Genomic DNA, 26,614 nt, shown 5'->3' with positions numbered 1-26,614 from the left:
GACTACCAGGGTATCTAATCCTGTTTGCTCCCCACGCTTTCGCTCCTCAGCGTCGGTGCCGGCCCAGGGAACCGCCTTCGCTACTGGTGTTCCTCCCGATATCTGCGCATTTCACCGCTACACCGGGAATTCCATTCCCCTCTACCGGACCCTAGCCATGGCAGTATCGACCGGCGTCCCAGAGTTGAGCCCTGGGTTTTCACGGCCGACTTGCCAAGCCGCCTACGAGCCCTTTACGCCCAATAAATCCGGACAACGCTCGCCCCCTACGTATTACCGCGGCTGCTGGCACGTAGTTGGCCGGGGCTTCTTCTCGAGGTACCGTCAGTTTCTTCCCTCGTGAAAGGGGTTTACAACCCTAAGGCATTCATCCCCCACGCGGCGTCGCTGCGTCAGGCTTTCGCCCATTGCGCAAGATTCCCTCCTGCTGCCTCCCGTAGGAGTCTGGACCGTATCTCAGTTCCAGTGTGGCTGATCGTCCTCTCAGACCAGCTACCCGTCATTGCCTTGGTGAGCCGTTACCTCACCAACAAGCTGATGGGCCGCGACCTCATCCCGAAGCGCCTGAACCTTTGCTCATCTCCACATGCGTGGTGATGAGATCATCCGGTATTAATCCGGGTTTCCCCGGGCTATCCCGGTCTTCGGGGCAGATTGGTCACGTGTTACGCACCCGTTCGCCGCTCCGTCAAACCCGCCCTTACGGGCTAAGGAATGCGTCGCTCGACTTGCATGGATTAGGCGCGCCGCCAGCGTTCGTCCTGAGCCAGGATCAAACTCTCCAACGTCAGTCCTTCGATCCCGCCGACCGCCACGAGGGCGACGGCGGCATCAGAATCCTGTCATGTGTCCCGACAGCCGGCACGCCACGAGGCGTGAGGCTGCCGAGAAGGTTCGATCCAATCTGCCGATGCCGAGCATCGGCAGTTTGGGAGTACATTCACGATGACCGGCACCGTAGGCCCGGCCATAGGAATGACTTTCTTTTCGGCTTTTGACACGCTGTTCAGTTGTCAAGGAGCCCTGACCGCAGCTCCTGCGGTACTGGCACTCCGGCTCCGCCGATAGCTCGCCCCTCACCAGGGAGGGAAGCGAGCCGGCCACACGGACCATACGAAGCGGAGACGGTGCAGCCAGCCGCATAACTATAGCAGGTCTCGGGTCCTGTGTATAGCGGGGTCATCGCTGTCCAATCCGATCAGCGCCATGGACGGCGTGACGATGCGTGCAGTGCCGGGCGTTGGCCTATGGCCGGGGCTGTTGAAGTGGGCTGTCGCCTATGCGAACGAAGCGGCGCTTGCCGACCGAGACCACCGTGCGGTGGGTGGTCGAGAGCAAACGCAACCTCCACACCTGCTCCTCCGTCACCTTCTCCCCGTTGATGCGGACCGCCCCTTGAGCGATCATCCGGCGCCCTTCGGACCTGCTGGCCACCAGGCCGGCGTCCGCCAGAAGCTTCGGGAGGTACACCTCACCCTCGGGCTCACCAGGTGGGAGTTGGTAGGTAGGGATGTCCTCCGGGATCTTTCGGTCCACGAACTGGCGGTCGAAGGCCTGCTCCTCGACCTGGCCCTGACCTGGCAGGTAGCGGTCCACGACGGCCCGAGCCAGGCGCCGCTTGGCGTGGCCCGGATGCAAGCTCCCGTCCGCCAGAGCAGCGATTGCGGCCTCTATCTCCTCGATCGGTAGCCCGGAGGCAAGCCGGTACCACTGCGGCATCGCCGAATCGGGGATACTCATCGTCTTGCCGAACATCTCGCTGTACGGCGGGGAGATGTTCACGTAGTTCCCCAGCGACTGCGACATCTTCTTGCGGCCGTCGGTGCCCACGAGCAGCGGCATGGTGAGCACCATCTGCGGCGCCTGGCCGTAGCGCTGCTGGACCTGGCGCCCCATCATCAGGTTGAAGAGCTGGTCGGTGCCGCCGAGCTCCACGTCGGCCTCGACGGCGACCGAGTCGTAACCCTGGAGCAACGGGTACATGAACTCCATCATCGAGATGGGTCGCCGGTCGGCGAAACGCTTGGCGAAGTCGTCCCGCTCCAGCATCTGGGCCAGGGTCGTCGAGGAGGTGAGTTCCAGCACCTCGCGCATGTCGAGCTCGGCCAGCCAGTCGGAGTTGGGACGGATCTCCAAAAGGTCCTCCCGAGTGAGCAGTATCTCCCCGAAGTTCCGCTTCACCGATGCGGCAAAGAACTCCACCTGGTCTGCCGTGAGGCGCTTCCTCGTCTCGGACTGACCGCTCGGGTCACCCACCTGGGCCGTGAAGGTCCCCAGGATGAGCACCGCCTTGTGTCCGAGATCCTGGAACTCCCGTAGCTTCCAGAGCACGACCGCCCAGCCGAGGGTGATGACGTTGGCGGTGGGGTCGAGGCCGAGCTTCACCCGAAGCGGGCGGCCGGTCTCCTTGGAGTCCCTGATCCGATCGACCAGTTCCTCGGCGGTGGGGAGGAACGTGTCGACATCGCGCAGCAGGTAGTCGGCCTGCTGCTCGGGTGTCATGGCGGGTCCGGGCGTCACGAGGGCGAGACTAGTGGTCTGTCTACGGGACATCGGTGTGGTATGGCGTCGGCAGCGGTGTTCCTCGCAAGGCCCGATGACGAAGGCGTACCCGCAGCGGTACGTCAAGGAAGCGGAACGCAGCGACGGGACACCGATGACCGCCAGAGCACACCAAGCTGTGGCGTAGACAGATCACTGGGTCTGTCTGTCATCAGCCCGGGTAACCAGCCACGGCGGCGGGTCGACTCACCGTCCACCCTCGACCACGAACCGCCAAGGTCGTTCTGCCTCCCGGCTGATCCCGATCCGCGGCGTGCGGTGTACCAGGGCCGGGTCCGGGGAGGGTCCTTCCTCCAGGCGCACCGGACCGGCTATTACCGATGTCCCGTCGTGATCCCCCTTAATCCCCAGCGCCTGAGTCAGCTTGCCGGGGCCATCGGTCAGGTGGTCCCGGCGCCCGCGCCGGGCCAGCACCAGTTCCATGCCCTCGACCACCCGACCGCCCCTGATCAGCACCGCCTCTCCCGTCCCCTCGGCACCGGTCACCACGTTGGCGCACCAATGAACCCCGTAGGACCGGTACACGTAGAGGGTGCCGGCCGGGCCGAACATGGAGGCGTTGCGAACGGTGCGGCCCCGATAGGCATGGGAGGCCGGATCATCAGCGCCCCCGTAGGCCTCCACCTCCTCGATGACTACTGCGGTCCTCCCGCCGAAGTCGGTGCTGAGCCGGTGACCGAGCAACCGTCGCGCCACCTGCTCGACGGGACCGGACAGACAGACCACTACCCCAGCAGTTCGAGCAGGATGGCCTTCATCGAGTGGAGCCGGTTCTCGGCTTGGTCGAACACCCGGGACCTGGGGTGGTCGACCACGGCGTCGGTCACTTCCTCGCCCCGGTGGGCGGGCAGGCAATGGAGGAATATCGCATCGGGTCCGGCCCGTCCGAACAAGCTCTCGTCCACCCGGTAGCCGGCGAATGCGAGCGCCCGCTCCGACGCCTCCCCCTCCTGGCCCATCGACGCCCACACGTCCGTGTAGACCACATCTGCCCCGTCCACCGCCTCTATGTCCGGCGTGACCGTGATCCGGCCCTCTCCCCCGGCCACCAGCTGCTCCATCGGTTCGAACCCGGGCGGGCTCACCACCCGCACCCGGCCCCCCAGCTTGGCCACCCCCAGCATCAGGCTGTGGCACACGTTGTTGCCGTCTCCCACGTAGGCCACCACCGCTTCGGCAACGTCGCAGTGCTCCGCGATGGTCTGGAGGTCGGCCACCGCCTGGCAGGGGTGTTCGATGTCGGAAAGGAGGTTCACCACCGGTGCATCGGCGTGCTCGGCCATCTCCACCAGGACCTGATGGTCGAAGACGCGCATGGCCACCAGATCCAGGTAGCGGTCCAGCACCCGGGCCACGTCCCGGACGGCTTCCCTCGATCCTATACCCACCTCGCTCTGACCCAGGACGACCGGGTGGGCACCCAGGTCGACGGCTGCCACCTCGCTCGACACCCTGGTGCGGGTGGAGGGCTTCTCGAAGAACAGCCCGATTCGGGCACCGGCCAGAGCGCCTGACCTGAAGCTCCGATCATGGCGGAACCGGGAGGCGGATTCCACCAGCCGCTCCAGGACTCCCCGTTCGACGTCGAGGATCCCGAGGAAGTCGTTCATATGCTTCCCCGCAGCACGCCGCCCAACCGATCCGCCACTGCGGCAGCGACGCCCCGCCCGATCGGAGCCGCCTCCTCATCGGAGATGGTGTGGTCCATGGCGCGCAGCGTGATCCGCACCGCCAGGCTCCTGTGGGCATCGGGAATCGAGCCACCCCTGAACTCGTCGAACAGCTCCAGGCTCTCGAGGTACGGGCCTGCGGATCGCTCCACCACCTCCAGTAGGCGCCCCGCCGGAACCGAGTCGGCCAGCACGAACGCCAGGTCGAACACCATGGGCGGGTAGGCGGAGACATCCTCCAGCGTCCAGGACGGACCGGAGGACACGAGCGGACCGAGAACCATCTCGGCCACCGCCACCCGGCCTTCCAAGCCGAACCTCCTGACTGCGGCCGGATGGAGTTCCCCGACCGTCCCTATGTCGGTTGCGCCGCACGTCACCACCGCTCCCCGGCCCGGATGGAGGCCCGGCAACGGCGCCTGCCGGAGTTCCAGCCGGCGGTCGGCGACCCTGGCCAGTAGATCGACCAGCCCGGTGCCGGCGAATACGTCCACTCCAGGACCGGACAGGACCATCGCCAGGTGGAAGGGCTGGAAAGGAATGCGGGGGTCTTCAGGGTCGTCGCGGGCCGTGAACACCCGACCGGTCTCGAACAGGCGTACCGACTTCAGACCCCGAGCCACATTGCGCGACATCGCCCCCATCAGGCCTGGCAACAGGGTGGTGCGCAGGATGGCCTCCTCCTCGCGAAGCGGGTTCTTGACCCGGATGGTGACCCGGCGCGGATCCTCGAGCGGGAGACCGAATGCGTCCAGGTCGTCTTGGCCGATGAAGCTGAGGGTCTGGGCTTCGGTGAGCCCTGCGCCGACCAGGGCTTCGCGGAGTCGCCGGACGGCTAGTTGCTCCGCAGTGAGGCCGCCCCGGCTGCCATGGCGAACCAGGTCCGGGAAGCGGTCGTAGCCATGGAGGCGGGCGATCTCCTCGACCAGATCGGCCGGGCGGGTGACATCGGCGCGATGGGTCGGAATGTTCACCCGGGCTGATCCGCCGTCCCGATCCGGCCCGAAGCCGAGCCGTTCCAGCAGCGAGAGCGCGTCTCCGAACGGAGGGTTCGGCCCGAGCAAGCGGCTCACGTCACGAGCCGCGAGGTCCACCTTCCAGGGCCGGCGCGGGATCGGGTAGCAGTCCACCGCCCGGGAGCGAGGAGTCCCGCCGGATGTCGAGGCCACCAACTCCACCGTCCGGGCGGCGGCGAGGGCGGAAAGGTTGGGATCGACCCCCCGTTCGAACCGGGACGAGGCCTCGCTCCGCAATCCGAGCCGCCACGAGGTGGCCAGGATCGAGGGTGGATGCCAGTTGGCAGCCTCGACCAGCACGCTGGTGGTCGTCTCACGAACCTCGGTCGACGCCCCTCCCATGACCCCGGCCAGGGCGATCGGACCCGACGGGTCGGTTACGAGGATGTCGCCGGCTGCCAGCGGGCGTTCCACCCCGTCCAGGGTCTCGAGCTTCTCACCCTCCTCGGCTCTCCGGATGATGATCTGGCGGCCGGAGACGGTGTCCGCGTCGAAGGTGTGGATCGGGTGTCCGAGCTCCCACATCACGTAGTTGGACACGTCCACCACGTTGGAGATGGGCCGCTGCCCGATAGCCAGGAGCCGCAGCTGCATCCATAGAGGGGACGGACCGATCCGCACGCCGTCAACCTGGTGGGCGACGAAGCGAGGGCAAGCTTCCACGTCTCGGATCGAAACCTCGAAGGCGGAGTTCTCCGGACCGGTCGGGAAGCTCGGGGAGATGTCGCGCAGCGGGACCTGCCAGTAGGCGGCCAGCTCGCGGGCCAGCCCGCGGATCCCCATGCAGTCGCCCCGATTGGTGGTGATGCTCACGTCCAGCACCACGTCTCCCAGGCCGATCACCTCCTCCAGGGGGCGGCCCAGGTCGTCGTCGGTGGCCGTGCCCAACTCGTCCAGGACCATGATGCCGTCGTGGTCATCGCCCAACCCGAGCTCGCGGGCCGAGGCGATCATGCCGTGCGACACGATGCCGCGTATCTTGCGGCTCCCCACCTCGAGAGGCTGGTCCGTATCCGCGCCGAGGAGGGATCCTGCCCTCGCGTAGGCGATTACCGCGCCGGCCTCGAAGTTCCATGCTCCGCATACCACGTCGCGGGTGACCGTTCCGTCATCGACGCGGCAGAAGCGGATCCGGTCGGCATTCGGATGGGGCCGGACCTCCTCCACCCGTCCCACGACCACGCCCTCGAAGGACGGTCCGAACTCCTCGATCCCCTCCACCTCGTGGCCGAGGGAGACGAGGATCCGCTCCAACTCGTGCGGATCCCGGGTGGGCAGATCGATGAAGTCCGCCAACCAGCCGATCGGGACCTTCATCGGAACTGCCCCAGGACGCGCAAGTCGCTGTCGTAGAAGTGGCGGATGTCGGTGATGCCGTGGCGGACCATGGCCAGCCGCTCCACGCCCATGCCGAAGGCGAACCCCGTCACCTCCTCCGGGTCGTACCCCACCGCCTCGAACACGTTGGGGTCGACCATGCCGCATCCCAGCATCTCCAACCACTCGCCGTTGAACCACACCAGCATCTCCGCTGACGGCTCGGTGAACGGGAAGAAATGGGGCACGAAGCGGGTCCGGGCCGAGACCCCGAAGAACTCCCGGGCGAAGTGGGCGAGGGTGCCCTTCAGATCCCCGAACGTGATGTCCGAGTCCACGGCCAGGCCCTCGATCTGGTGGAATACCGGCGCGTGGGTGGCGTCCCAGGTGTCGGTGCGGAAGACCCGCCCGGGCACCACCACGTAGACCGGCGGGGGGTTCTTCTCCATGAACCGGGCCTGCATCGGTGAGGTCTGGGTACGCAGCAACAGCTCGTCGGGGCCGCTCCGCTCCCGATCGTCGAACGCCTCCACGTACATCGTGTCGGATTCGAATCGGGACGGATGGGTGGGTGGGGTGTTGAGAGCGTCGAAGTTGTACCACGCCAGTTCCAACTCCGGCCCCTCCGCTACCTCGTAGCCGATGGCGCGGAACACGTCGCACACATCCTCCATGGTGCGGGTCAGTAGGTGATGCGTACCCCGCGCTGGACGACCGTACGGCAGGGTGAGATCGACCCGATCCTGCTCCAGCAGGTCGTTCTCGGCCTCCGCCTGCAAGGCCGCCCGCCGATCCTCGACAGCGGCGGTCAGCGCGCCGACCGCCTCGTTGATCGCCCGCCCCACCTCGCGCCTGCGGTCCGGCGCCAAGCGCCCGATGCCCCTACGGGCAACGGCCACCTCGGATCGCCGCCCCAACGTCTCCGACTCCGCGGCAACCAGCTCGGCGAGGTCCGAAGCAGCCTCGATCCGGGCGCGGGCGTCGCCGACTACGCCGGCGAGACGTTCAAGGTCCATCTTCGTCCGACGCCGCTAGCCCACTAAACGCGGTTGGCGGAAGCCAACTCGACTATCTGGCGAAAGGTGGCAGGATCGTTGACCGCGATATCGGCCAGCATCTTCCGGTCCACCTCGAATTCCGCCGCCTTCAGCCCCGCGATCAGCCGGGAATAGGTGGTGCCGTTCTCGCGAGCGGCGGCGTTGATGCGGGTGATCCAGAGCCTGCGAAAGTCGCCCTTGCGCGCCCTCCGGTCGCGATAGGCGTACTGCAGGGACTTCATGACCTGCTCGTTGGCCGCCCGGAAGCTCCGGCTCTTGGCGCCGCGGTAGCCCTTGGCCTTGGCCAGGACCTTCCGGTGCCTGGTGCGCGAGTTGCTCGCGCGCTTGACTCGTGCCATTTCCTGTCTCCGGTACTCCTCGCCTACATTCCGAGCAGGCGCTTGGCCCGCTTCTCGTCACCCTTGGCCAGATCGGCCTCACCCTTCAAGCGGCGATAGCTGTCCTTGCCCTTCGCAAGGCGGAGGTGGCCGCGGTGCGACTGGCGGCGCCTGATCCGGCCCGATCCGGTCACCTTGAAGCGCTTGGCGGCGCCCTTGTGGCTCTTCATCTTCGGCATGGTCTGTCCTACTCCTCGGTGGTTCTCGGGGGTGCTGAAAAGCCCCTCCCGTCCTTTTCGGCCCCTTCTATGTCGAGCCCTCGTCAACGTCCTGGTATGACCGCTGCGGCCGTTTGATCGGCGCCAGGGCCATGGTCATGTTGCGGCCTTCGAGCTTGGCCGCCTGATCCACGGTGGCCACGTCGGCGAGGTCTGCGGACAGGCGGTCGAGGATGGCCATACCGAGCTGGGGCCGGCTGGCCTCCCTTCCCCGGAGCCAGACCCGAACCCGGACCCGGTCACCGTTGGTCAGAAAGCGCAGTGCCCGATCCCGCTTGATCTCGTAGTCGTGGTTGCCGATCTTCACCTTGAAGGTAAGTTCCTTGACCGTGCTGCGGGATTGCTTCTTGCGCGCTTCCCGCTCCTTGACCGACTGCTCGTACTTGAACTTGCCGTAGTCCATCATCCGCGCAACGGGCGGATCGGCTCCGGGCGCCACCTCCACGAGGTCCCATCCCAGGCCGTCGGCCAGGTACAGGGCGTTCTGGCGGGGCATCACTCCTAGCTGCTTGCCGAGCGGATCGACCACTCTCAGTTCGGCCGCACGGATTTCGTCGTTGACGCGTAGCTCTGCGATTACATGTCTCCTTGCTCGTCCGCCCGACAGGACGGAACGGAATCTCGTTCGAGAAGAACAGGCGACAACCGGCCGCTACTCGGGGCCCCATGAGGGTCCCGCGACAACCCGATCCGTCACAGATGGTCGGGTTCCTGTACCACGGCACACTCGGGGTTGGGGCGCTCTGGTGAACGGCCCGAACCGACCCCCGGTGGCCGGGTGGGAAGCAACCGGCTTCCGCTTTCTCCTGGTTGTGGCCAGGCATTATAGAGACGGCGCCCCTCGATTGGAAGGTGGCCTGTATCCGTGTCCTCGAATCCCCGGCTCGGGTCCTGTCTCGTGATGCCCCGCCAGGCGACGGTAGCCCGCCGGATCACGGTCGCCGATCACACACCCTCTCCGCCAAGAACGGTGATTCTCCAACGGGTCTGGACGAGCGGGCTCGAATGTGTCACACCCCCGATATACGTTGCTTGTCGCCAAGCACCAACACCGGCTGATGGCACTGGTCCGATCGGCCCAGCCGGCCCGGAGGGAACATACGAGGCTTCGTGGAGCGAACCGCCGTGTTACCCGGCATCCAGCCGGGCATGGCCGACCACGCTTCGAACCAGGACAGGTGGTGGCGGGGGAGGGAGCCCGGTGCGGATCAACGATTTGCGGGCCGGTTTTCGCGCTCTTGCGGGGCTCTGGACATGGAAGGGCGCCCGGAACTCTCCGTACGACAGGCGGGTCAGTCCTGCTCTGTCCTCTCCCTGACCTTCCCAGGAGGGGGTGCCTCCAGGTCGATGACGTGGCCCAGCTTGGCCACCTTGGTGCGCAGATAGGTGCGGTTGTGGTCGTTCTCGCCGGCGACCAAGGGAACCCGCTCTACGATCCGCACCCCGTACGCCTCGACGCCGGCCCGCTTGGCCGGATTGTTGGTGAGCAGGCGGAGGCTGTTCACGCCCAGGTCGGCGAGCATCCGGGCTCCGGCGCCGTAGTCACGACTGTCCTCCGGGAGACCGAGGTCCAGGTTGGCCTCCACCGTGTCCCGCCCCTGCTCCTGGAGGGCGTAGGCGGCCAGCTTGTCGATCAGACCGATGCCTCTCCCTTCGTGACCGCGCATGTAGAGGATCACGCCCCGGCCGGCCTCCCCGATCCGGCGCATGGCCTCCTGCATCTGGAAGCCGCAGTCGCAGCGGAGGCTGGCAAACACATCCCCGGTCAGGCACTCCGAGTGCATCCGGACCAGCACACCTTCCTCACCGGCCACGCGGCCCTTGACCAGCGCCACGTGATGGCGTCCGTCGTCGAGCGACTCGTAGCCGATGGCCCGGAAGCGGCCGTAGCGAGTCGGTATGGCGGCCTCGGCGCGGCGGCAGACCAGGGGAGGCCATCCTGCCGGCGGACGTTCCAGGTCGATCCGGCGATAGGCGGCGCCGATCTCTCCGGCATCCATCACCCGAAGACCATCCTGCGTCCAGAGACCGTCATGATCTTCACCGATCCTGGCATAGTGGCTGGCCGCATCGACCAGTCCTGCCCGGCGCAGGGCTCCGATCACCTCCACGTCCTCGATCGCCAGGTAGAGATGACCACGCTCCGCCAGGCCTGCCAGCTTCCGTCGGGAGGGAAGCGCCGGGCCGTTCGTGGTCGCCAGAAGATGGTCCGCCTCCCCGATCAGGGCGGCGATGTCAAAGCTGACCGCCTCATCGGCCCGAGCCTCGGCATCAGCCACCACCGCCCGAACGTAGGGCAGGCCCGTTCGCCGATGGTGATGGAACCCGATATCCAGCCTGACGGCCTCCTCCCCCATCAGCCCCACCACCGCCTCGATCCCGGCCCGCTGGAGCCTCACCACCCCGCGACCTCTCACGCGGGCATCGGGGTCGTATGCCGCGATCACGACCCGCTTCACCCCGGCTGCCACAAGAGCATCGGCGCAAGGCGGGGTTCTACCGGAGTGCGAACACGGCTCGAGGGTCACGAACGCCGTGGAGTCGCGGGCGGCGCCACCCGCCTGGCTGAGCGCCACCGCCTCGGCGTGGGGAGTTCCGACGCCTCGATGAGCGCCCTCGCCCACCACCTTCCCGCCCGCGCCGACGATCACGCATCCGACGCGGGGATTGGGATGGGTGCGGTGCGGACGGGCCAGATCGATGGCCCGACGCATCCGGCTGCGCTCGGCTTCCGACCAGACCCGGCTCACGCCCCGCCTCCCGAGGCGGCGCGCCTCAGGCCGGCGATCGCCATCACCGGATCCGGTTGTCCGAAGATAGCGGTACCGGCCACGAACACATCGGCGCCGGCCTGCCGCGCCGCGCCGATGGTATCCAGGCCGATACCGCCGTCGATCTCGAGATCGACGTCGAGACCGCGCCGGTCTATAGCCAGGCGGGCCGCCTCGACCTTGGCGAGGACGGTGGGCAGAAAATCCTGGCCACCGAAGCCGGGCTCCACCGACATCACCAGCACCATGTCGCACAGTTCGAGGAACGGATCCAGGGCTTCGTACGGAGTGCCGGGATTGATCACCAAACCGAAGCCGAGGCCGGCCTGGCGCACCCGGCGCTCAACCGGCATGGGATCGGGCACCGCCTCGAGATGGACGGTTATTCCGGTGGCGCCGGCTGTCCGGAGCGGTTCGACCAGCCTGTCCGGATCGGTCACCATCAGGTGGCAGTCGAAGGCCAGGCCGGAGACCTTCCGCAAGGAGCTTATGACCGGAACGCCCAGCGAGATGTTCGGGACGAAATGGCCGTCCATGACGTCCACGTGGAGCATGTCCAGGTGAGGCTCCACCCGAGCCACCTCCTCGCCCAACCGGGCGAAGTCGGCGGCGAGAATCGAAGCCGCAATGCGAACGCGTTTCCTCACGGTGCGCAGGGTACATCCGCCTCGCGACGGCGAGGAACCGACCGCTCCGTCACCGATCGAAGACCGAGATGAACATGCCGTCGGTACCGGTCAGGTGCGGACCCATGAGCAAACCGTCATCTAGGCGGAGACCCGGCAGATCAGCCGGTGGCCGCCCATCCATGTCCTCCACCACTCGCAGCGTCTCCGCCCGGGTCAGGGTACAGACCGAGTAGACCACCCGCCCTCCGGGACGTACCGCGTCGATGGCTTGGCTCACCATCCGGCGCTGGAGTGCCGCCAGCCGGTCCCGGTCGCCGGTCGAGACCCGTAGCCGCAACTCGGGTCGCCGCCTTAGCGTGCCGAGGCCGGTGCAAGGTGCGTCGACCAGAACCCTGTCGAACAGCCCGCTCCGGAAAGGGAGGCGTGCTCCATCGGCCCTGATCCACCATCCTCGAACGCCCGCCCCCTCCAGCCGGCGAACCGCTTGGCGGATACGGCGAGGGTGGATGTCCAGTGCTACCAGCGAGGCGGGGTTGCGGTCCCAGATGGCCAGCGTCTTGCCACCGGGCGCCGCTCCCACCTCCAGCACCCGGTGGTCGGGCGCCACGCCCAGGGCTTCGACCACGGCCACGGATGCGGCATCCTGTACCACCGCCTGCTGGGGTACCAAGCCCTGCGGGTGGGAGAAAGCGCCGGGGACAAGGGTGGGAACCGCACCGAGGGGTGGAGGATCGCCGGGCCGCATGCGGAAGCTCACCGGAGCGTCCTCGTGTGCTGCCTCGGCGAACGCCAGCGCCTGATCGCTCCCCCAGGTGCGCTCCAGGTCGTCCATGACCCAGCCGGGCAAGCTGAACGCCGCGGCCGGATCGGAGGGTGGGTTGGGTTCGCCTCCCCGTTGCAGATTCCTGACCAGGGCGTTCACGAACCCGGTGGCACGACGGTGTCCCAGCCTCCGGGCCGACTCCACCGCCGTATCGGAAACGGCATGGTCGGCAGCCCGGCCGAACAGAACCTCGTGGAAGGCCACCCGCAGAACATCGAGTACTTCGGCATGGATGGCCGAGAGGGGCCGGCTGGATAGATCACCGATGGCCCGGTCCAGGCGAGGGAGGTTCCTGATGGTTCCGTAGACGAGATGGCGCACCAGGCGAGCATCGTCCGGCGGAAGGTCGACTTCCCTCACCACCAGGTTCGACCAGGCCCCGCCCCGCACGACCCTACCCACCAGCCCGGCCGCCACCGACCGGGCCTCGACACCCCGCTTCATCCGAAGCGACCCGGATCGCCCCTGACCCCCCTGAGCCATGCGAGTGCGTCCATCGCCTTCCGACCCTCGGGCTGAACGGTCAGCAGGGCCAGGCAGCCCGTGGCGGTGCCGACCCTTACTCCGGTCCCGTCGGGTTCCAGTTGACCCGGCTCCAACCTGCCTGGGAACAGCCGGGCCCGGAGTATCTTGAACCGCTTGCCCCGCCAGGTGGTGTGTGCGCCCGGACGGGGGCAGAACGCCCGGATGGCCCGCGCCACCCGCTCGGCAGGTTGGTGGAAGTCGAGGCGAGCCTCCGAGACGACCAGGCGGGGCGCCCATGTGACCATCGACTCCTCCTGTGCCACCGGCACCGACTCTCCTCGTTCCAACGCACCCAGGTGCGTGCCCAGCAACTCGGCGGCGCCGAGGGAGAGGCGTTCCGACAGCGCACCGGCGTCCTCGTCCTCACCGATGGAGGTCCTCCATGCGGCCAGGACCGGTCCGGCGTCCAGGCCCGCCTCCATCCACATCAAACTCACGCCGGTTACTTCATCGCCGGCGAGGATGGCTCGCTCGACCGGGGCCGCCCCCCGCCACCGCGGCAGCAAGGAGAAATGCAGGTTGACCATGCCCAGCCGGGGACGGGCCAGGGTGGCGGCCGGCACGATCATCCCGTAGCTCACTACCACCGCCAGGTCCAGATCCATCCCGGCGATATCAGCGTCCAGCGCAGCGGGGGTGGTGGGCTGGCGGACCGGAACCCCCTGCTCGAGTGCTGTGACCTTGCTCGCGGGAGGGGCCGGTGCCCGGCCCCGACCCCTCGGCCGGTCCGGTCTGGTTATGACGGCGCGCAGGTCGGTCAATCGGTCAAGGATGTCGATCGCGGGAACGGCTTCCGGCGAGGTGCCCAGCAGGGCGGCTCGCATCACTCCGGCGCCCGGAACGCCTCGCTACGAAGAACGCGAAACGCCTCCTTGCGGGTGGCTCGGTCGAGGCGGGTCAGCAGGAGGTGGCCCTCGAGGTGGTCGATCTCGTGCTGCAGAACCCTTCCCAATAGCTCATCCCCGGCGAACTCCACCGGGTTCCCGTCCAGGTCCTGGCCCACGGCTCGGGCGAAAGCCGGGCGCTTGATATTCCAGTAATGACCGGGGACCGAAAGGCAGCCCTCGTGATACTCCCAATCTCCCGATGTATCGACCAGCACCGGGTTCACCAGAACCCGGGGACCGTCCCCCGCATCGAACACGCAGATGCGCTTCGACACACCGATCTGCGGCGCAGCCAGACCCACTCCGGGGGCGTCGTACATGGTCTCGAGCATGTCCTCCGCCAGCCGGCGCAGGGGCGCGTCGAAGTCCTTGACCGGCTTGGTGCGGACACGAAGGACAGGATCGCCGAAGGTGCGAATCGGAAATATGGCCACCGGACTCCGAGAATAGTTCCCGCTGTCCGGTCGGCGGGTCACCGGGCGCCGGCTCGCCTGCGAAACGGCAAGCCGCAGGCCTGGGAGACAGCACGCAGCGGGGTCCTAGCCCTGAGATACCCGGACACCTCGGAACTTGCCGAAGAGTCGAAGCTCGCACAAACCGGCGCTTATTGGCTGGATCACTTGTGCATCACCACGGGCGCAACCTCAGGATCAGGGCACCATATATGACGCCCTCTGCCTCAAGAACCGCCAAGCACCAAAAGTCGCTAAAATCCGGTGCTCCGCACCGGGCCCCTCCCCCACCACCACCCATCCTGTTGGAGCGTGGTCAGCCATGCCCGGCTGGATGCCGGGAATCGGCTGTTCGCTCCATAAGCCTTCATGTTCCCTCGGACCGGCCGGGCCGATCGGACCAGTGTCATCGGACGGTGCGGGTGCTTGGCGATAGGCAACGTATATCAGAGGTGTGACGAGTTCAACCCCCCTCCCCGAGAACGCGAAAAATGCTTCGTCCGCGGATGGCATCCGGAGCCGGCTCAGAAGTCGCGGGGGTCCGCATCCACCCGAACTCTCAGACCCTGGCGCCTCAGGCGGACGGCCGCCTTCCTGAGCTTCCGCTTGACTCCGGTCAGGTCGGCGCCCTGGACCATCCAGCGGAGCCGATCCCTGGCCCGGGCCGGGCCGTAGACGATGGCGGCCTCGAGGGCATCGTCGAGGATCGACCCGTCATCGGTGCCGGCAACCTCCACCACCATCACCTCCCCGAAGGGCGGCAGGGACAGGCGCCTGCGGATGGCCAACTCGTCCCCGAGAAACGCAAACGGATCGGCGCGGCGAAGGGCCTCGTAGACAGGTTGGCGGATGTCCGCGGTCTGGAGCATCATCCTGGCTCGCCCGCTACCCCGGACGGTGGTGGCCACCCGCGACAGCACTCCCAGCGCATCCTCCGCGGCCCGGTAGGTGGCGCCGCGTACCAAGCCGTCGGCGTCGACCACCACAGCCAGATCGACCTCGGGAACCACCACCAGGTCGGCCTCGGTTCCCACCATTACCTGCCTACCGCCGCTTACGCCACCCACGCGATCCCCGACCAGGCGCCGGACCTCCTCGGTCACCCGCCCCACGGCGGCTCCCAGCGGCTCGAACCGGGTCCCGCCGCATGACGAGCACCCTCCCAACTCAGTTTCGCATCTCGAACAGGTGGTCCGATGATCGGGGCGGGCGCCGCAGCGCGGGCAACTCCGCAACAGCCGGCACCTGACGCATCGAGCAGCCGGGGCGTAACCGCGCCTATGGGTGAAGAGGAACACCCGGCCGCCCCGGCCCGCAGTACCGGCGATGGCAGCCCGGACCCGTTCGGCCAGCAACCCCTGCCCCGGAGGGTCCTCGGTGCGGTCGACGACCTGGACCGGTCCCCATAACCGCCCGGGCGGCCGGACCATCTCAGGACGCTCGTGCAGTGATTCGACGGTCGGGACCCTCCCTACCCCCACCAGTTGGAGGCCCTCGTGAACCGCCCTCATCCGGGCCAGGCGGCCGGCCACCACAGTCGGGGTCTGGCGTTCCTTCATGCCGGGCCGGCCCTCCTCGACCAGCATCACCATCGACAGGTTCCGGACGGGCCACCAGAGCACCCGCATGGTCCCCACCACCGCCAGACCTCCGGTCGTGGCAGCCTTCGACCAGGCAGCCGTCACCTCCGCGTCGCTCTGATCTGCCACCTCCACCACGCGGGCGCCCAGGTCGTACCGGAGCCCGGCGGCGAGACGGGCGACCTCCACCACCGTGGGCGCCGCGATGAGCACCGACTTCCCGGCGCGGAGCGGTGCGGTGATAGCCCCGCGGATCAGGTTGGTCCAACGGGTACCCGCCACCGCCTGGACCGACCGGGATGGTCCGCCCCCGGCCGCGGCGGCCGCCACATCGGATAGGGGTCCGTCGGTCGGTGGGATGCCCGGCAGTGCGGGCGGCGGAGGCCGCTTGGGCAGGTTCGGCGGAGCGGTCTTGGCCAGTACGCGGGCGAGCGGCGCCACGTAGTACTCGGCGGCCCATGCCAGCGTGGGAAGCATGGCGGCGGTGAACACCGGGATATCGGAGGAGAGAGCCCGGACGTCCTTGAAATCCGCGGCCTCGGATTCCGGGACCGACTCCACGCCGACCACGTAGCCGCGCACGCGGCGCGCGGCCAGCGGAACCCGTACGATGGCGCCCACCCCGACCCGACCTGCCAGGGAAGATGGGACGCGGTAGGAGAAGCCTTCATCCACCGCCAGGGTGGGTACGTCAGGGACTACCCGGGCTGCAACGGCCTGGGTCAGGGTCGGCTCGCCGCTTTCTTCAACTCGTCAGCGTCGGCGGTCGATTCCCACGGGAAGTCGGGTCGTCCGAAGTGGCCCAGCGCAGAAGTCCGGGCGTAGATGGGTCGGCGCAGATCGAGCTTGCGCAGGAAGGCCGCCGGCCGGAAGTCGAAGTAGGACTTGACCAGGTTCTCCAGCTCGACCGGATCGATACAGGCGGAGCCGAACGCGTCAACGTAGACCGAGAACGGGTTGGCCTGGCCGATGGCGTATGCCACCTGGATCTCGCACTCGTCTGCCAACCCGGCCGCCACCACGTTCTTGGCCACGTAGCGGGCGAAGTAGGCCGCCGAGCGGTCTACCTTGGTCGGATCCTTCCCCGAGAAGGCGCCGCCCCCGTGCCGCGCGTAACCGCCGTAGGTGTCGACGATGATCTTGCGGCCGGTCAGGCCGGCGTCCGCCTCGGGTCCTCCTTTCACGAAGCGGCCCGACGGGTTGACCAGGAGCTCGGTTTTGTTGCCTATCAGACTCGACCCGACCCCCATCAGCACGTGCTCCCTGAGATCCTCGCACATCTGGCCGTCCTCGACATCGGCGGTGTGATGGGAGGAGATCAGCACCCGCTCCACCCGCACCGGCCTCGAGCCTTCGTAGGCCACGGTGACCTGGGTCTTGCCGTCCGGGCGCAGGTAGTCGAGTAGGCCCTCCTCCCTCACCTCGGTGAGGCGCTCGGCAAGGCGATGGGCCAGCTGGATGGGCGCCGGCATCAACTCTTCGGTGTCCCGGTTGGCGTATCCGAACATCATCCCCTGGTCACCCGCCCCGAGCTGATCCAACTCGTGCTCGGAGCCCTGCCGGGCCTCCAGCGCCCGGCTGACACCGCCGGCGATATCGGCGCTCTGGCTCCCGAGAAGCACCTCGACGGCAACCTTGTCGGCGTGGAAGTCGACGTCGTCGTACGTGTATCCGATGTCGGCGATCGCCGCCCGGACCACGCGGAGGAGGTCTTTTCTCATCAAGGAAGCGCTGTTGGTGGTCTCCCCGGCCACGACCACCTTCCTGGGAGTGACCATGGTCTCGCAGGCCACCCGAGCCACAGGGTCCCTCTCCAGGATGGCATCGAGGACGGAATCCGAGATCCGGTCGGCCATCTTGTCGGGATGGCCGGCGGTGACCGACTCGCTCGTGAAGTGACGGAGCATCATCGCGACCAGTATATGGATACCGGAGGACGCTCCAACTCAGGCTTCATCTGCTCGCAGTGCGGTCACGTGTGACCATATGGCGCCGGCAACCCGGCGCTTGGTCATCATCTCGAGGGGTGTGCTCTGTCCCGCCGCCGAGATGATGGTCACCTGGTTGGTGTCGGTACCGAACCCGCTCCCGGGGCTGGTCACGTCGTTGGCCACCACGAAGTCCACCCCGTAGGTGGTGGCCTTGCGAACCGCCCGGTCGACACCGCCGGTCTCCGCCGCGAAGCCGACGACGGTCGTTCCCGGTTCCACCCGCTCCACCAGCCCGGCCAGGACGTTCGGGGTCGGCTCGAGGACGATCTGGGGAGGACCGTCGGAGCGGGCCAGCTTGGTGCCGGCCACGCCGGCGGGCCGGAAGTCGGCCACCGCGGCCGCCAGCACCGCTACGTCGAGCGTCGAGGCCCGCGTCCAGACCTGATGCGCCATGTCCTCCGCAGACTCGACAGGCACCACTTCGACCGAGCACGGCATGTCCGGCGGCGTGGTGGTGGTGACCAGCACCACGCCGGCCCCACGACGGGCCGCCTCCAGCGCCAGTTCGTGGCCCATCTTCCCCGAGGACCGGTTGCCCACGTAGCGCACCGGGTCGATGGCCTCCCGGGTTCCTCCGGCGGTCACCAGCACCGTCAACCCGCGCAGGGAGTCATCGAATACCCCGGCTACCGATGCCAGTATGTCTTCCGGCTCCGCCATGCGCCCCATACCGGAGTCGCCCGCCGCCAGCTCACCGGCGACCGGACCCACCAGGCACCGGCCATCCTCCTCGAGGAGCCGGATGTTGCGGGCAGTAGCGGGTTGCTGCCACATCTCGGTGTGCATGGCAGGCGCCAGCACCACCGGCCCGTCGAACGCCGCCACCGTGGCGGTCAGGGCGTCGTCAGCCAGCCCGTTGGCGACCTTGGCGAGCACGTTGGCGGTGGCGGGCGCCACCACCAGGGCATCGGCCCACCGGGCCAACTCCGTGTGCGGGCTGGGTCCGGCCTGGTCGGATCCGAAGAGCGTGGTCACCACCGCGTGGCCGGTAATGGCCGCCATGGTCTGCTCCCCCAGGAAGCGCAGGGCGCCACCGGTCATCACCGTGCGGATCTGGGCACCCGCCTCGTGAAGCCGCCGGGCCAGGTAGGCCGCCTTGTACGCGGCGATACCCCCGGAGATGCCTAGTACCAGATGCCGGCCGTGAAGAGCCGGTCTACCGCTCCTCGGAGTTCTCAACGGCGATCCCCTCTACGGAGTCTTCGGAGGCCTCAGGCTCGTCGGAACCCTCCGCCCCGGGCAGCTCATCTGCAGCGGCATCCCCCGCCTCCGGCGAACCCAGGGTCTCGATACCGGCCGCCAGATCGCCCTCGTCGAGCGGCTCGGTCTGGTAGGAGAGGAGGACGTCGAGAGTGTCGGGCTCCTGGCTGTCGGCAGTCTCTCCGGTTGCCACCTGCAGCTTGTCGGCCGCGATCTCCTCGAGAGCGATGGTGAGGGGCTTGTGGCTCAGCGAGTGAACCTGGGGCGGAACGTAGCGCCCGATCCCGCCACCTAACTGGGTGTAGTAGCTGTTGATCTGGCGAGCACGGCGAGAGGCCAGCAAAACGAGGTTGAAACGCCCGCCGGCCTTGCCGATTACTTCTTCGATGGGTGGCTCAATCATGGCGCAGGATCGTCTTTCGGACCGGGAACGGGTCTGGTTTCGGGGCAGGGATCTGTTCACCACCGTCCGGGCGCCCTAGGCCTTGTCGGGCGGTGGGCTCCCGAGTATACCGACTATCGCTGCCACCGTAGTGTCGAGATCGGCGTTGACCACGACGTGGGCGAAGCGATGCCAACCTCGCTCGATCTGGACCTCGGCCAGTTTGAGGCGGGTGGCGATCTGCGCCTCCGTCATCCCCCGGCGACCCCGCATCCGAGACTCCAGCTCGTCGAGGCTCGGAGGCATGAGAAATATGGACAGAGCATCCGGATAGGCCGCCATCACCTGGAAGGCGCCGTTCAGTTCGACATCGAGCAGGACGTCCTGCCCTGTACCGAGGTAGGTGAAGACCTCATCATGGAGGGTTCCGTAGCGATTGCCGGCGAACTCCGCCCACTCCAGCAACCGGCCTGCTTCGATCAGCTCCGAGAAGGCCTCGTTATCGATGAAGTAGTACTCGACCCCGTCGGTCTCGTCCGGCCGCCTGGAGCGGGTAGTGGCCGAGACGGCGAAGTGAAAGCTGTAATGAGGGGCCAGAGCCCGGATGACGGTGTTCTTTCCGACACCTGACGGCCCCGAGATGATTACCAGCCGACCGGGCCGGTGGGGGGCTGTCGCTTCGTGGCTCAGCTGAACTTGGCTAGGAGGGCGCTGCGTTGCCGCGCTCCGAGACCACGGACGCGCCGGTTCTCGGCGATACCGAGCTCCTCCATGATCTGACCGGCCTTCACCTTGCCGGTTCTGGGCATAGAGGTGAGGACTGCACTCACTTTGATGCCGCTCACCATGGGGTCGTCGGCAGCCTGTTCGAGCAGATCACCCAGCGACAACGACCCGTTCTTGAGCAAGCTCTTTATCTCGGCCCGCTTGCGGCGCGCCATCGCTGCCTTCTCCAATGCCCGTGCCCGTTGCTCGGCGTTCAACTGCGGAGGTGCCATAAGGTTCCCTTACCGTTCCTTCTCTAGCTGTACTGTTCCGACCCGACATCAGGCGCCGGCCCATCCTTGCAAAGACCTCGGCGCCGGGCAGACTCTAGGAGGGTACTGAAAAATGTCCAACTGGCCCGAAGTCCGGGATAACACCCCAGGGTCAAGGCATCGCGGGCCAACTATCCCCGTCTTTTGCAGCACCCTCCTAGCCAGCATCCCCTTCGCCTTCACAACTCAAGCCAGGCTGAGGTCGGACAGAATGTCGAGAGCAGCCCGGCCAGGGTCCTGCACTCCGGTAATGGCCCGGCCTATCACCAGGTAGTGAGCGCCACGCTCGATCCCTTCGGCAGGCGTGGCTGCCCTGGCCTGGTCGTGAGCGTCGACGCCGACCGGTCGGATACCGGGCGCGACCCGCAGCAGTTGGGGGGTCACATCCCTTATCACGCCCAACTCGCGGACCGAGGTGATCACGCCTTCGCAGCCGGCCTCACCGGCCAGCCGCGCTCGGACCGCGGCCAGCTTCCCCGGTGTCGCAGCCACCCCGGTCGCCGCCAACGCATCCTGATCGAGGCTGGTGAGAACGGTGATGGCGAGGATCCCGGCGGCGCGGGACCCTGCTCCCTCTCGCAGGCCCTCGACCGCCGCTTCCAGCATTGCCTTGCCTCCGGCGGCGTGAGCGGTGACCCATCGCGCGCCCGCCTCCCCCAGATGGCGCGCCGCCGCCCTGACGGTGTTGGGAATGTCATGCAGCTTCGCGTCGGCGAACACCGGCTTTCCGAGCCGTCCGATCACCCCCACGATGCCGGGACCGGGACCGGTCAGGAGCTCGAGCCCGACCTTGAACCCGCCCACGTGGTGCGAGAGTTCCCGGGCGAGGCGGACGGCATCCTCGCCGGTCGGAACGTCGAGAGCCACCAGTATGGGGTTGTACGGTCCGCTCTCGCCGGGGTGCGATCCATCGGCCATGCTGCCGGTCATGGTAGGGATTCCTCCGGGAGGGCAACGCCTACCAGGTCGGACACCTGTTCCACGCCACGGGACCGGCACCATCTTGCCAATTCGCGGTCGATGCGCCGTGCCGCCCGGGGCTCCGCGAAGTGGACCGTCCCTATCGCCACCGCGCCGGCGCCCGCCATGAGGTACTCCACCACGTCCGCGGCCCTGGTCACACCGCCGCAACCCAGGATCGGAAGCCCGGGAAGCCGGGTTGCCACCTCCATGACGGCCCGCAACGCTATCGGTTTGAGCGGGGGCCCGGAGTAGCCGCCGCTCCCCATGGCCAGCCGAGGGGCCCTGGACTCGACGTCGATGGCGGCGCCCCAGACAGTGTTGCCGATCACCACCCAATCGGCGCCGGCATTCCAGACGGACCGGGCTACCGCCACGATGTCAGAGGCGTTCGGCGACAGCTTGGCCGAGACCGGACCCGAGGCGGCGTTCCGTACCGCCTCGATCACCCGGGCCGACGCAGACGGATCGAGGGCGATCAGCCCGTGCCCGTCGAGGTTGGGACAGGACAGATTGACCTCCACCGCGTCCACACCGCCGTCCTCGAGACCCCTGGCCACCTCGGCGAAGTCGTCCGGGTGGTGACCCACTGCCGAGCCCCAGACAGGGACGCCGACGCTGTCCAGGAGGGGACCGAACTCCGCCAGCCAGGCTTCGATGCCGGGGTTCTGGATGCCGATGGCGTTGAGCATGCCCGCTCCGGCGGGCGCCAGCCGGGGAGGCGGGTTGCCGGACCAGGGCTCGGGCGCCACGGACTTCGCCACCAGCGCGCCGTAGTAGTCGGGAGACGCCACCGAGACGAAGTCGACCGCCGAACCCACGGTTCCGGACGCTCCCACCAGGGGAGAGCGGAGCGTCACCGGCCCCAGCGCGACCGAGCGGTTCAGCGGTGCCAATCCTGCAGGCTCCGTACGTCGTACACGGCCTCCACGGAGCCGCGCAGGCTGCGGATTACCGCCTCGCCACCGGCCACGGTCGTGACGATGGGGACGCCCCGCGAGGACGCGGCCCGGCGCATCAGCCGACCATCTCCCCTTGCCCGCCGTCCCTGGGGGGTGTTGATGACCATGTCGACCCGGCCCGACTCGATCTGCCATACCGTGTCTTCGGGACCCTCGCCGACTTTGGGCACCGGTTCGGCCGGTATGCCTCGGGCTTGCAGGTATCCGGCAGTTCCGGGCGAGGCGACCAGATTCAGCCCCAGGCTGTGAAGGGCCTCCCCGATCCGTGCGCCGGCCGGCTTGTCGGGATCCGCGAAGGAGAGGAACACCGTTCCTGCGTCCGGGATGCCGCTTCCCGCCGCAAGCATGGCCTTCGAGTATGCCACCCCCGGCCCCGGACCGATCCCCATCACCTCGCCGGTCGCCCGCATCTCGGGTCCGAGCAGGGTGTCCTCCTCGGGGAACCTGTCCCAAGGCAGCACCGCCTCCTTGCACGCCACGAACCGCGGTTCGCCCGGAGGTGAATACATCCCTTCCGCCACCAGATCCTCGAGCGTGGCCCCCATCATCACCAGCGAGGCGATCTTGGCGAGCGGGATTCCCTTGGCCTTGGAGATGAACGGGACGGTCCGGGATCCCCGCGGGTTGGCCTCCAGCAGGAAGACCTCGTCCCCCCTGACCGCGAACTGGAGGTTGATCAGCCCCCTGACCTCGAGTGCCCTCGCCAGGTCTCCCGTGGCGCCGACGATCGTCCGGCGAGCGGCCGCACTGAGGGTGGGTGGCGGGGTGATGCACGCCGAGTCGCCGGAGTGAACACCGGCCTGCTCGACATGTTCCATGATGCCTCCGACCAGTAGCTCCGCTCCGTCGTATACGGCATCCACATCGACTTCTGTGGCCGCCTCGAGGAAGCGATCGATCAGGACGGGAGCCGAGGCCAGATCGAACCCGGCCTGCTGGTCCTTGCCGTACAGGTCGGCCAGGTAACGGTCGAGATCTGCTGCCGAATAGACCACCCGCATGGCCCGGCCGCCTAGTACGTAGGAGGGTCGCGCCAGCACCGGGAAGCCGATGGAGTCCGCCACTCGGGCCGCCTCTTCAGGGCTGGTGGCGGTGCCGTGAGGAGGCTGGGCGATGCCCAGTTGCCGGCACAGGGCCGAGAAGCGCTCCCGGTCCTCCGCCTCGTCGATGCGATCCGGAGGGGTGCCGGCAATGGGTACTCCGTTGGCCTCCAGCCGTCCGGCCAGGTTGAGCGGGGTCTGGCCGCCCAGCTGGACCACCACCGCCACGGGATCCTCCGCATCGCAGATCTCCAGCACGTCCTCCACCGTCAGGGGCTCGAAGTAGAGGCGGTCGGAGGTGTCGTAGTCGGTGGAGACCGTCTCGGGGTTGCAGTTGACCATCACGGTCTCGTACCCGGCCTCCTTGAGGGCGAAGGAGGCGTGCACGCAGCAGTAGTCGAACTCGATGCCCTGGCCGATCCGGTTGGGACCGGACCCGAGGATCACCACCCGGGGCTTGCCGGTTGCCTCCACCTCGCTCTCGTCCTCGTAGGTGGAGTAGAAGTAGGGGGTCCGCGCTTCGAACTCGGCGGCGCAGGTATCGACCCGCTTGTAGGTCGGCCGGATGCCGGTCGCTCGCCGGAACTCCCGGATACCGGCCTCGGTCTCCCCCCAGATGTGCGCCAGCTGGGCGTCCGAGAACCCCATCCGCTTGGCCTCCCGCACCAGATCGGTCCGGGGCGCGCCCGCCTCCTCCAGCTCGGCCCGGAGCTCGTAGATCTCGGCCATCTGGTCCAGGAACCAGGGGTCGATGCCGGTGGATCGGGCCAGGTGTTCCACGCTCCGACCCCGTCGGATCGCCTCCCCCACCTGGAAGATCCGGCCGGAACTGGGAGTCGCCACCGCCTCGTCCAGGGCCCGGTCGGACACGGAGCGCAGCTCTCTCTCCCCCGGATCGGCGTTGAGCCCCTGCCGGCCTGTCTCCAGACTCCGCAGCGCCTTCTGCAAGGCCTCTGGGAAGGTACGCCCGATGGCCATGGCTTCTCCCACCGACCGCATCGAGGTGCCAAGCCGGTCGGGCGCCATCGGGAACTTGGCGAAGTCGAAGCGGGGGATCTTGACCACCGTGTAGTCCAGCACCGGCTCGAAGCTGGCGGGGGTGGCGCCGGTGATGTCGTTGGCGATCTCGTCGAGGGTGTACCCCACCGCCAGGAGGGCGGCGATCTTGGCGATCGGGAATCCGGTGGCTTTGGAAGCGAGGGCGGATGACCGGGAAACGCGGGGGTTCATCTCGATGATCAACCGGCGCCCGGTGGCCGGATCCACCGCGAACTGGACGTTGGAACCCCCGGTCTGGACACCGATGGCCCGGAGGCATGTGATGGCGTCGTTCCGCATCTCCTGGTACTCCCGGTCCGACAGGGTCTGGATCGGGGCCACGGTGATCGAGTCGCCGGTGTGGACGCCCATCGGGTCCAGATTCTCGATCGAGCAGACGATGACCGCGTTGCCGCGCCGGTCGGCCATCACCTCGAGTTCGTACTCCTTCCAGCCCACCACCGACTCCTCAACGAGGATCTCGCTTACCGGGGAGGCGCTGAGGCCGTGCCCGGCGATCTCCAGGAAGTCCTCCTCGTCCTCGGCTACGCCGGTACCGCCCCCGCCCAGGATGAATGAGGGGCGGACCATCACCGGGTAGCCGATGTCCGCGGCCGCTGCTACCGCCTCCTCCATCGATCGGGCGTATCCGGAACGGGGCGACTCGATGCCTACCGCCGCCATCGTCTCCTTGAACAGTCCCCGGTCCTCGGCCCGCTCGATGGCGTCGAAGCCGGCGCCGATGAGTTCCACCCCGAGCCGTTCTATCACCCCGGAACGGGCGAGATCGGCGGTCACGTTGAGCGCGGTCTGCCCGCCGAGGGTGGGTAGCAGGGCATCGGGTGACTCGCGTTCCAGAATCCGCTCGACGATCCCGGGCGTTATCGGTTCGAGGTAGGTGGCGTCGGCGAACTCCGGGTCGGTCATGATCGTGGCAGGGTTGGAGTTGACCAGGATCACCCGGTAGCCCTCCGATCTGAGCACCTTGGCCGCCTGGGTACCCGAATAATCGAACTCGCACGCCTGGCCGATCACGATCGGGCCGGAACCGATCACCAGGATGCTCTCTATGTCGGTGCGCCTGGGCATCAGCGGTCCTCGGTTCCGAGGCCCATCAGGGCCAGGAAGTCGTCGAACAGCCCCAGCGCATCGTGGGGACCGGGCGCGGCTTCGGGGTGGTACTGGACCGACATGGCGGGAATGTCCAGGCATCGAAGCCCTTCCAGGGTCCCGTCGTTGAGGTTCTGATGGGTGGGCCGCACCTCGCCGAAATCGCTTGTGACCTGCCGGGGCAGGAGGTCGGGACCAGCCAGACCTTCCCGCTCCGGCGCCTCCCGGCTCGCCAACGACCATAGGTCGACCGCGAACCCGTGATTCTGGGCGGTGATCTCCACCCCGCCGTCCTCCAGGCGGCGGACCGGGTGGTTGCCGCCGTGGTGCCCGAAGGGCAGCTTGAAGGTCGTGGCGCCGAGGGCCAGGCCGATCACCTGGTGGCCGAGGCATATGCCGAACACGGGAAGGGCGCCGAGCAGCGCTCGCACCGTGTCGATCGTGTGCTCCAGCGGCTCGGGATCACCCGGTCCGTTGGTCAGGAAGACGCCGGTCGGATCTAGACCGAGGATGTCCCCGGCGGTACAGGTCGCGGGCAGGACATGGACCTCCAGCCCGCGGCCGGCCAGCCGCCTGCCGATGTCGCGTTTCATGCCGAGGTCGATGGCAACCACCCGGCCCACCGGATCGCCGTCAGGATCGAACCGGTATGGCTCGGGGGTGGAAACCCCGGTTGCCAGGTCCTGCCCTTCCATCCGCGGTGCCTCCGCCGCCAGCGCCGCCAGTTCCGCGGGCCCGACCCCGGCGCCGATCGCGACCGGCATCGCCCCTCGATCCCGCAGGTGGCGGGTGAGCCGCCGGGTGTCGAGATCGGCCAGCGCCACCATCTCGTGGGACCGCAGGTAGGCGGCCAGGGTTCCCTCGGCCCGCCAGTTGGAGTGCCGCCGCGACAGCGAGCGGAGGGCCCCGCCCCCGGCGCCCGGGGGGGGGGGCCGGGGGGGAGAGGGGGGGGGGCGGGGGGTTGGGCGGTGGGGGGAGGGGATGTACCACCCCAGGGCCGGCGAGGAAT

The 26,614-nt window shown here is 67.9% G+C and carries 22 protein-coding genes, 1 rRNA gene and 1 pseudogene; all 24 read right to left on the bottom strand.

Annotation, left to right across the window (positions count from 1 at the left end; translation table 11 throughout):
- A 16S ribosomal RNA gene (locus OXM57_03575) occupies window positions 1-788 on the bottom strand; the annotation flags it as partial.
- 457 nt (window positions 789-1,245) lie between these two features.
- The gene (tyrS, locus tag OXM57_03570) at window positions 1,246-2,553 is read right to left on the bottom strand and encodes a tyrosine--tRNA ligase (GenBank protein ID MDE0351749.1); all 1,308 of its coding nucleotides are present in this window, start codon (window positions 2,551-2,553) and stop codon (window positions 1,246-1,248) included.
- A gap of 195 nt (window positions 2,554-2,748) precedes the next feature.
- The gene (locus tag OXM57_03565; GenBank protein MDE0351748.1) at window positions 2,749-3,288 is read right to left on the bottom strand and encodes a DNA-3-methyladenine glycosylase; all 540 of its coding nucleotides are present in this window, start codon (window positions 3,286-3,288) and stop codon (window positions 2,749-2,751) included.
- Window positions 3,288-4,172, bottom strand: coding sequence for an ornithine carbamoyltransferase (gene argF, locus OXM57_03560; GenBank protein MDE0351747.1), 885 nt, complete (start codon window positions 4,170-4,172; stop codon window positions 3,288-3,290). Before argF ends, OXM57_03565 begins: the two co-directional genes overlap by 1 nt.
- Window positions 4,169-6,565 (bottom strand): phenylalanine--tRNA ligase subunit beta, encoded by a 2,397-nt coding sequence (gene pheT / locus OXM57_03555; GenBank protein ID MDE0351746.1) that lies wholly within the window; start codon window positions 6,563-6,565, stop codon window positions 4,169-4,171. Before pheT ends, argF begins: the two co-directional genes overlap by 4 nt.
- Window positions 6,562-7,581: a phenylalanine--tRNA ligase subunit alpha gene (pheS, locus tag OXM57_03550; protein ID MDE0351745.1), complete on the bottom strand. Its 1,020-nt coding sequence runs from the start codon at window positions 7,579-7,581 to the stop codon at window positions 6,562-6,564. Before pheS ends, pheT begins: the two co-directional genes overlap by 4 nt.
- A gap of 23 nt (window positions 7,582-7,604) precedes the next feature.
- Entirely contained in the window at window positions 7,605-7,961 is a 357-nt protein-coding gene (gene rplT / locus OXM57_03545; protein MDE0351744.1) for a 50S ribosomal protein L20, read from the bottom strand.
- A 23-nt stretch (window positions 7,962-7,984) separates the two neighbouring features.
- Window positions 7,985-8,179, bottom strand: coding sequence for a 50S ribosomal protein L35 (gene rpmI, locus OXM57_03540; GenBank protein ID MDE0351743.1), 195 nt, complete (start codon window positions 8,177-8,179; stop codon window positions 7,985-7,987).
- 67 nt (window positions 8,180-8,246) lie between these two features.
- Window positions 8,247-8,795 carry a translation initiation factor IF-3 gene (gene infC, locus OXM57_03535; GenBank protein ID MDE0351742.1) on the bottom strand — a complete coding sequence of 183 codons (549 nt, stop codon included), beginning with the start codon at window positions 8,793-8,795 and terminating at the stop codon, window positions 8,247-8,249.
- Window positions 8,796-9,510: 715 nt separating this feature from the next.
- The gene (gene ribA / locus OXM57_03530; protein MDE0351741.1) at window positions 9,511-10,968 is read right to left on the bottom strand and encodes a GTP cyclohydrolase II; all 1,458 of its coding nucleotides are present in this window, start codon (window positions 10,966-10,968) and stop codon (window positions 9,511-9,513) included.
- A complete protein-coding gene (gene rpe / locus OXM57_03525; GenBank protein MDE0351740.1) occupies window positions 10,965-11,636 on the bottom strand; it encodes a ribulose-phosphate 3-epimerase in 672 nt (223 codons plus the stop codon). The genes ribA and rpe overlap by 4 nt, the downstream gene beginning before the upstream one ends.
- Before the next feature lie 49 nt (window positions 11,637-11,685).
- Window positions 11,686-12,885 carry an RsmB/NOP family class I SAM-dependent RNA methyltransferase gene (locus OXM57_03520; GenBank protein ID MDE0351739.1) on the bottom strand — a complete coding sequence of 400 codons (1,200 nt, stop codon included), beginning with the start codon at window positions 12,883-12,885 and terminating at the stop codon, window positions 11,686-11,688.
- Window positions 12,882-13,790 carry a methionyl-tRNA formyltransferase gene (locus OXM57_03515; protein ID MDE0351738.1) on the bottom strand — a complete coding sequence of 303 codons (909 nt, stop codon included), beginning with the start codon at window positions 13,788-13,790 and terminating at the stop codon, window positions 12,882-12,884. Before OXM57_03515 ends, OXM57_03520 begins: the two co-directional genes overlap by 4 nt.
- Window positions 13,790-14,287 carry a peptide deformylase gene (gene def, locus OXM57_03510; GenBank protein ID MDE0351737.1) on the bottom strand — a complete coding sequence of 166 codons (498 nt, stop codon included), beginning with the start codon at window positions 14,285-14,287 and terminating at the stop codon, window positions 13,790-13,792. The genes OXM57_03515 and def overlap by 1 nt, the downstream gene beginning before the upstream one ends.
- A 542-nt stretch (window positions 14,288-14,829) precedes the next feature.
- Window positions 14,830-16,566, bottom strand: a complete 1,737-nt coding sequence (locus tag OXM57_03505) for a hypothetical protein (GenBank protein ID MDE0351736.1) — start codon at window positions 16,564-16,566, stop codon at window positions 14,830-14,832.
- Window positions 16,567-16,607: 41 nt separating this feature from the next.
- Entirely contained in the window at window positions 16,608-17,795 is a 1,188-nt protein-coding gene (gene metK / locus OXM57_03500; protein MDE0351735.1) for a methionine adenosyltransferase, read from the bottom strand.
- 36 nt (window positions 17,796-17,831) lie between these two features.
- A complete protein-coding gene (gene coaBC / locus OXM57_03495) occupies window positions 17,832-19,055 on the bottom strand; it encodes a bifunctional phosphopantothenoylcysteine decarboxylase/phosphopantothenate--cysteine ligase CoaBC (GenBank protein MDE0351734.1) in 1,224 nt (407 codons plus the stop codon).
- A 199-nt stretch (window positions 19,056-19,254) separates the two neighbouring features.
- A pseudogene (rpoZ, locus tag OXM57_03490) lies at window positions 19,255-19,479 on the bottom strand (DNA-directed RNA polymerase subunit omega).
- 75 nt (window positions 19,480-19,554) lie between these two features.
- Window positions 19,555-20,103, bottom strand: a complete 549-nt coding sequence (gmk, locus tag OXM57_03485; GenBank protein ID MDE0351733.1) for a guanylate kinase — start codon at window positions 20,101-20,103, stop codon at window positions 19,555-19,557.
- Between the two features lie 41 nt (window positions 20,104-20,144).
- A complete protein-coding gene (gene mihF, locus OXM57_03480; protein MDE0351732.1) occupies window positions 20,145-20,456 on the bottom strand; it encodes an integration host factor, actinobacterial type in 312 nt (103 codons plus the stop codon).
- A gap of 225 nt (window positions 20,457-20,681) precedes the next feature.
- Window positions 20,682-21,425 carry an orotidine-5'-phosphate decarboxylase gene (gene pyrF / locus OXM57_03475; protein MDE0351731.1) on the bottom strand — a complete coding sequence of 248 codons (744 nt, stop codon included), beginning with the start codon at window positions 21,423-21,425 and terminating at the stop codon, window positions 20,682-20,684.
- Window positions 21,422-22,351, bottom strand: a complete 930-nt coding sequence (locus OXM57_03470; GenBank protein ID MDE0351730.1) for a dihydroorotate dehydrogenase — start codon at window positions 22,349-22,351, stop codon at window positions 21,422-21,424. The genes pyrF and OXM57_03470 overlap by 4 nt, the downstream gene beginning before the upstream one ends.
- Window positions 22,339-25,584 (bottom strand): carbamoyl-phosphate synthase large subunit, encoded by a 3,246-nt coding sequence (gene carB / locus OXM57_03465; protein ID MDE0351729.1) that lies wholly within the window; start codon window positions 25,582-25,584, stop codon window positions 22,339-22,341. Before carB ends, OXM57_03470 begins: the two co-directional genes overlap by 13 nt.
- The coding region (locus tag OXM57_03460) for a carbamoyl-phosphate synthase small subunit (GenBank protein MDE0351728.1) at window positions 25,584-26,614 on the bottom strand (1,031 nt) is incomplete at its 5' end. The genes OXM57_03460 and carB, both read right to left, overlap by 1 nt.

It is taken from the genome of bacterium, from assembly GCA_028820935.1.
Lineage (GTDB): Bacteria > Actinomycetota > Acidimicrobiia > Spongiisociales > Spongiisociaceae > Spongiisocius.
The sequence above is the reverse complement of the archived record's forward strand: the minus strand, read 5'-3'. Positions and strand labels throughout refer to the sequence as shown.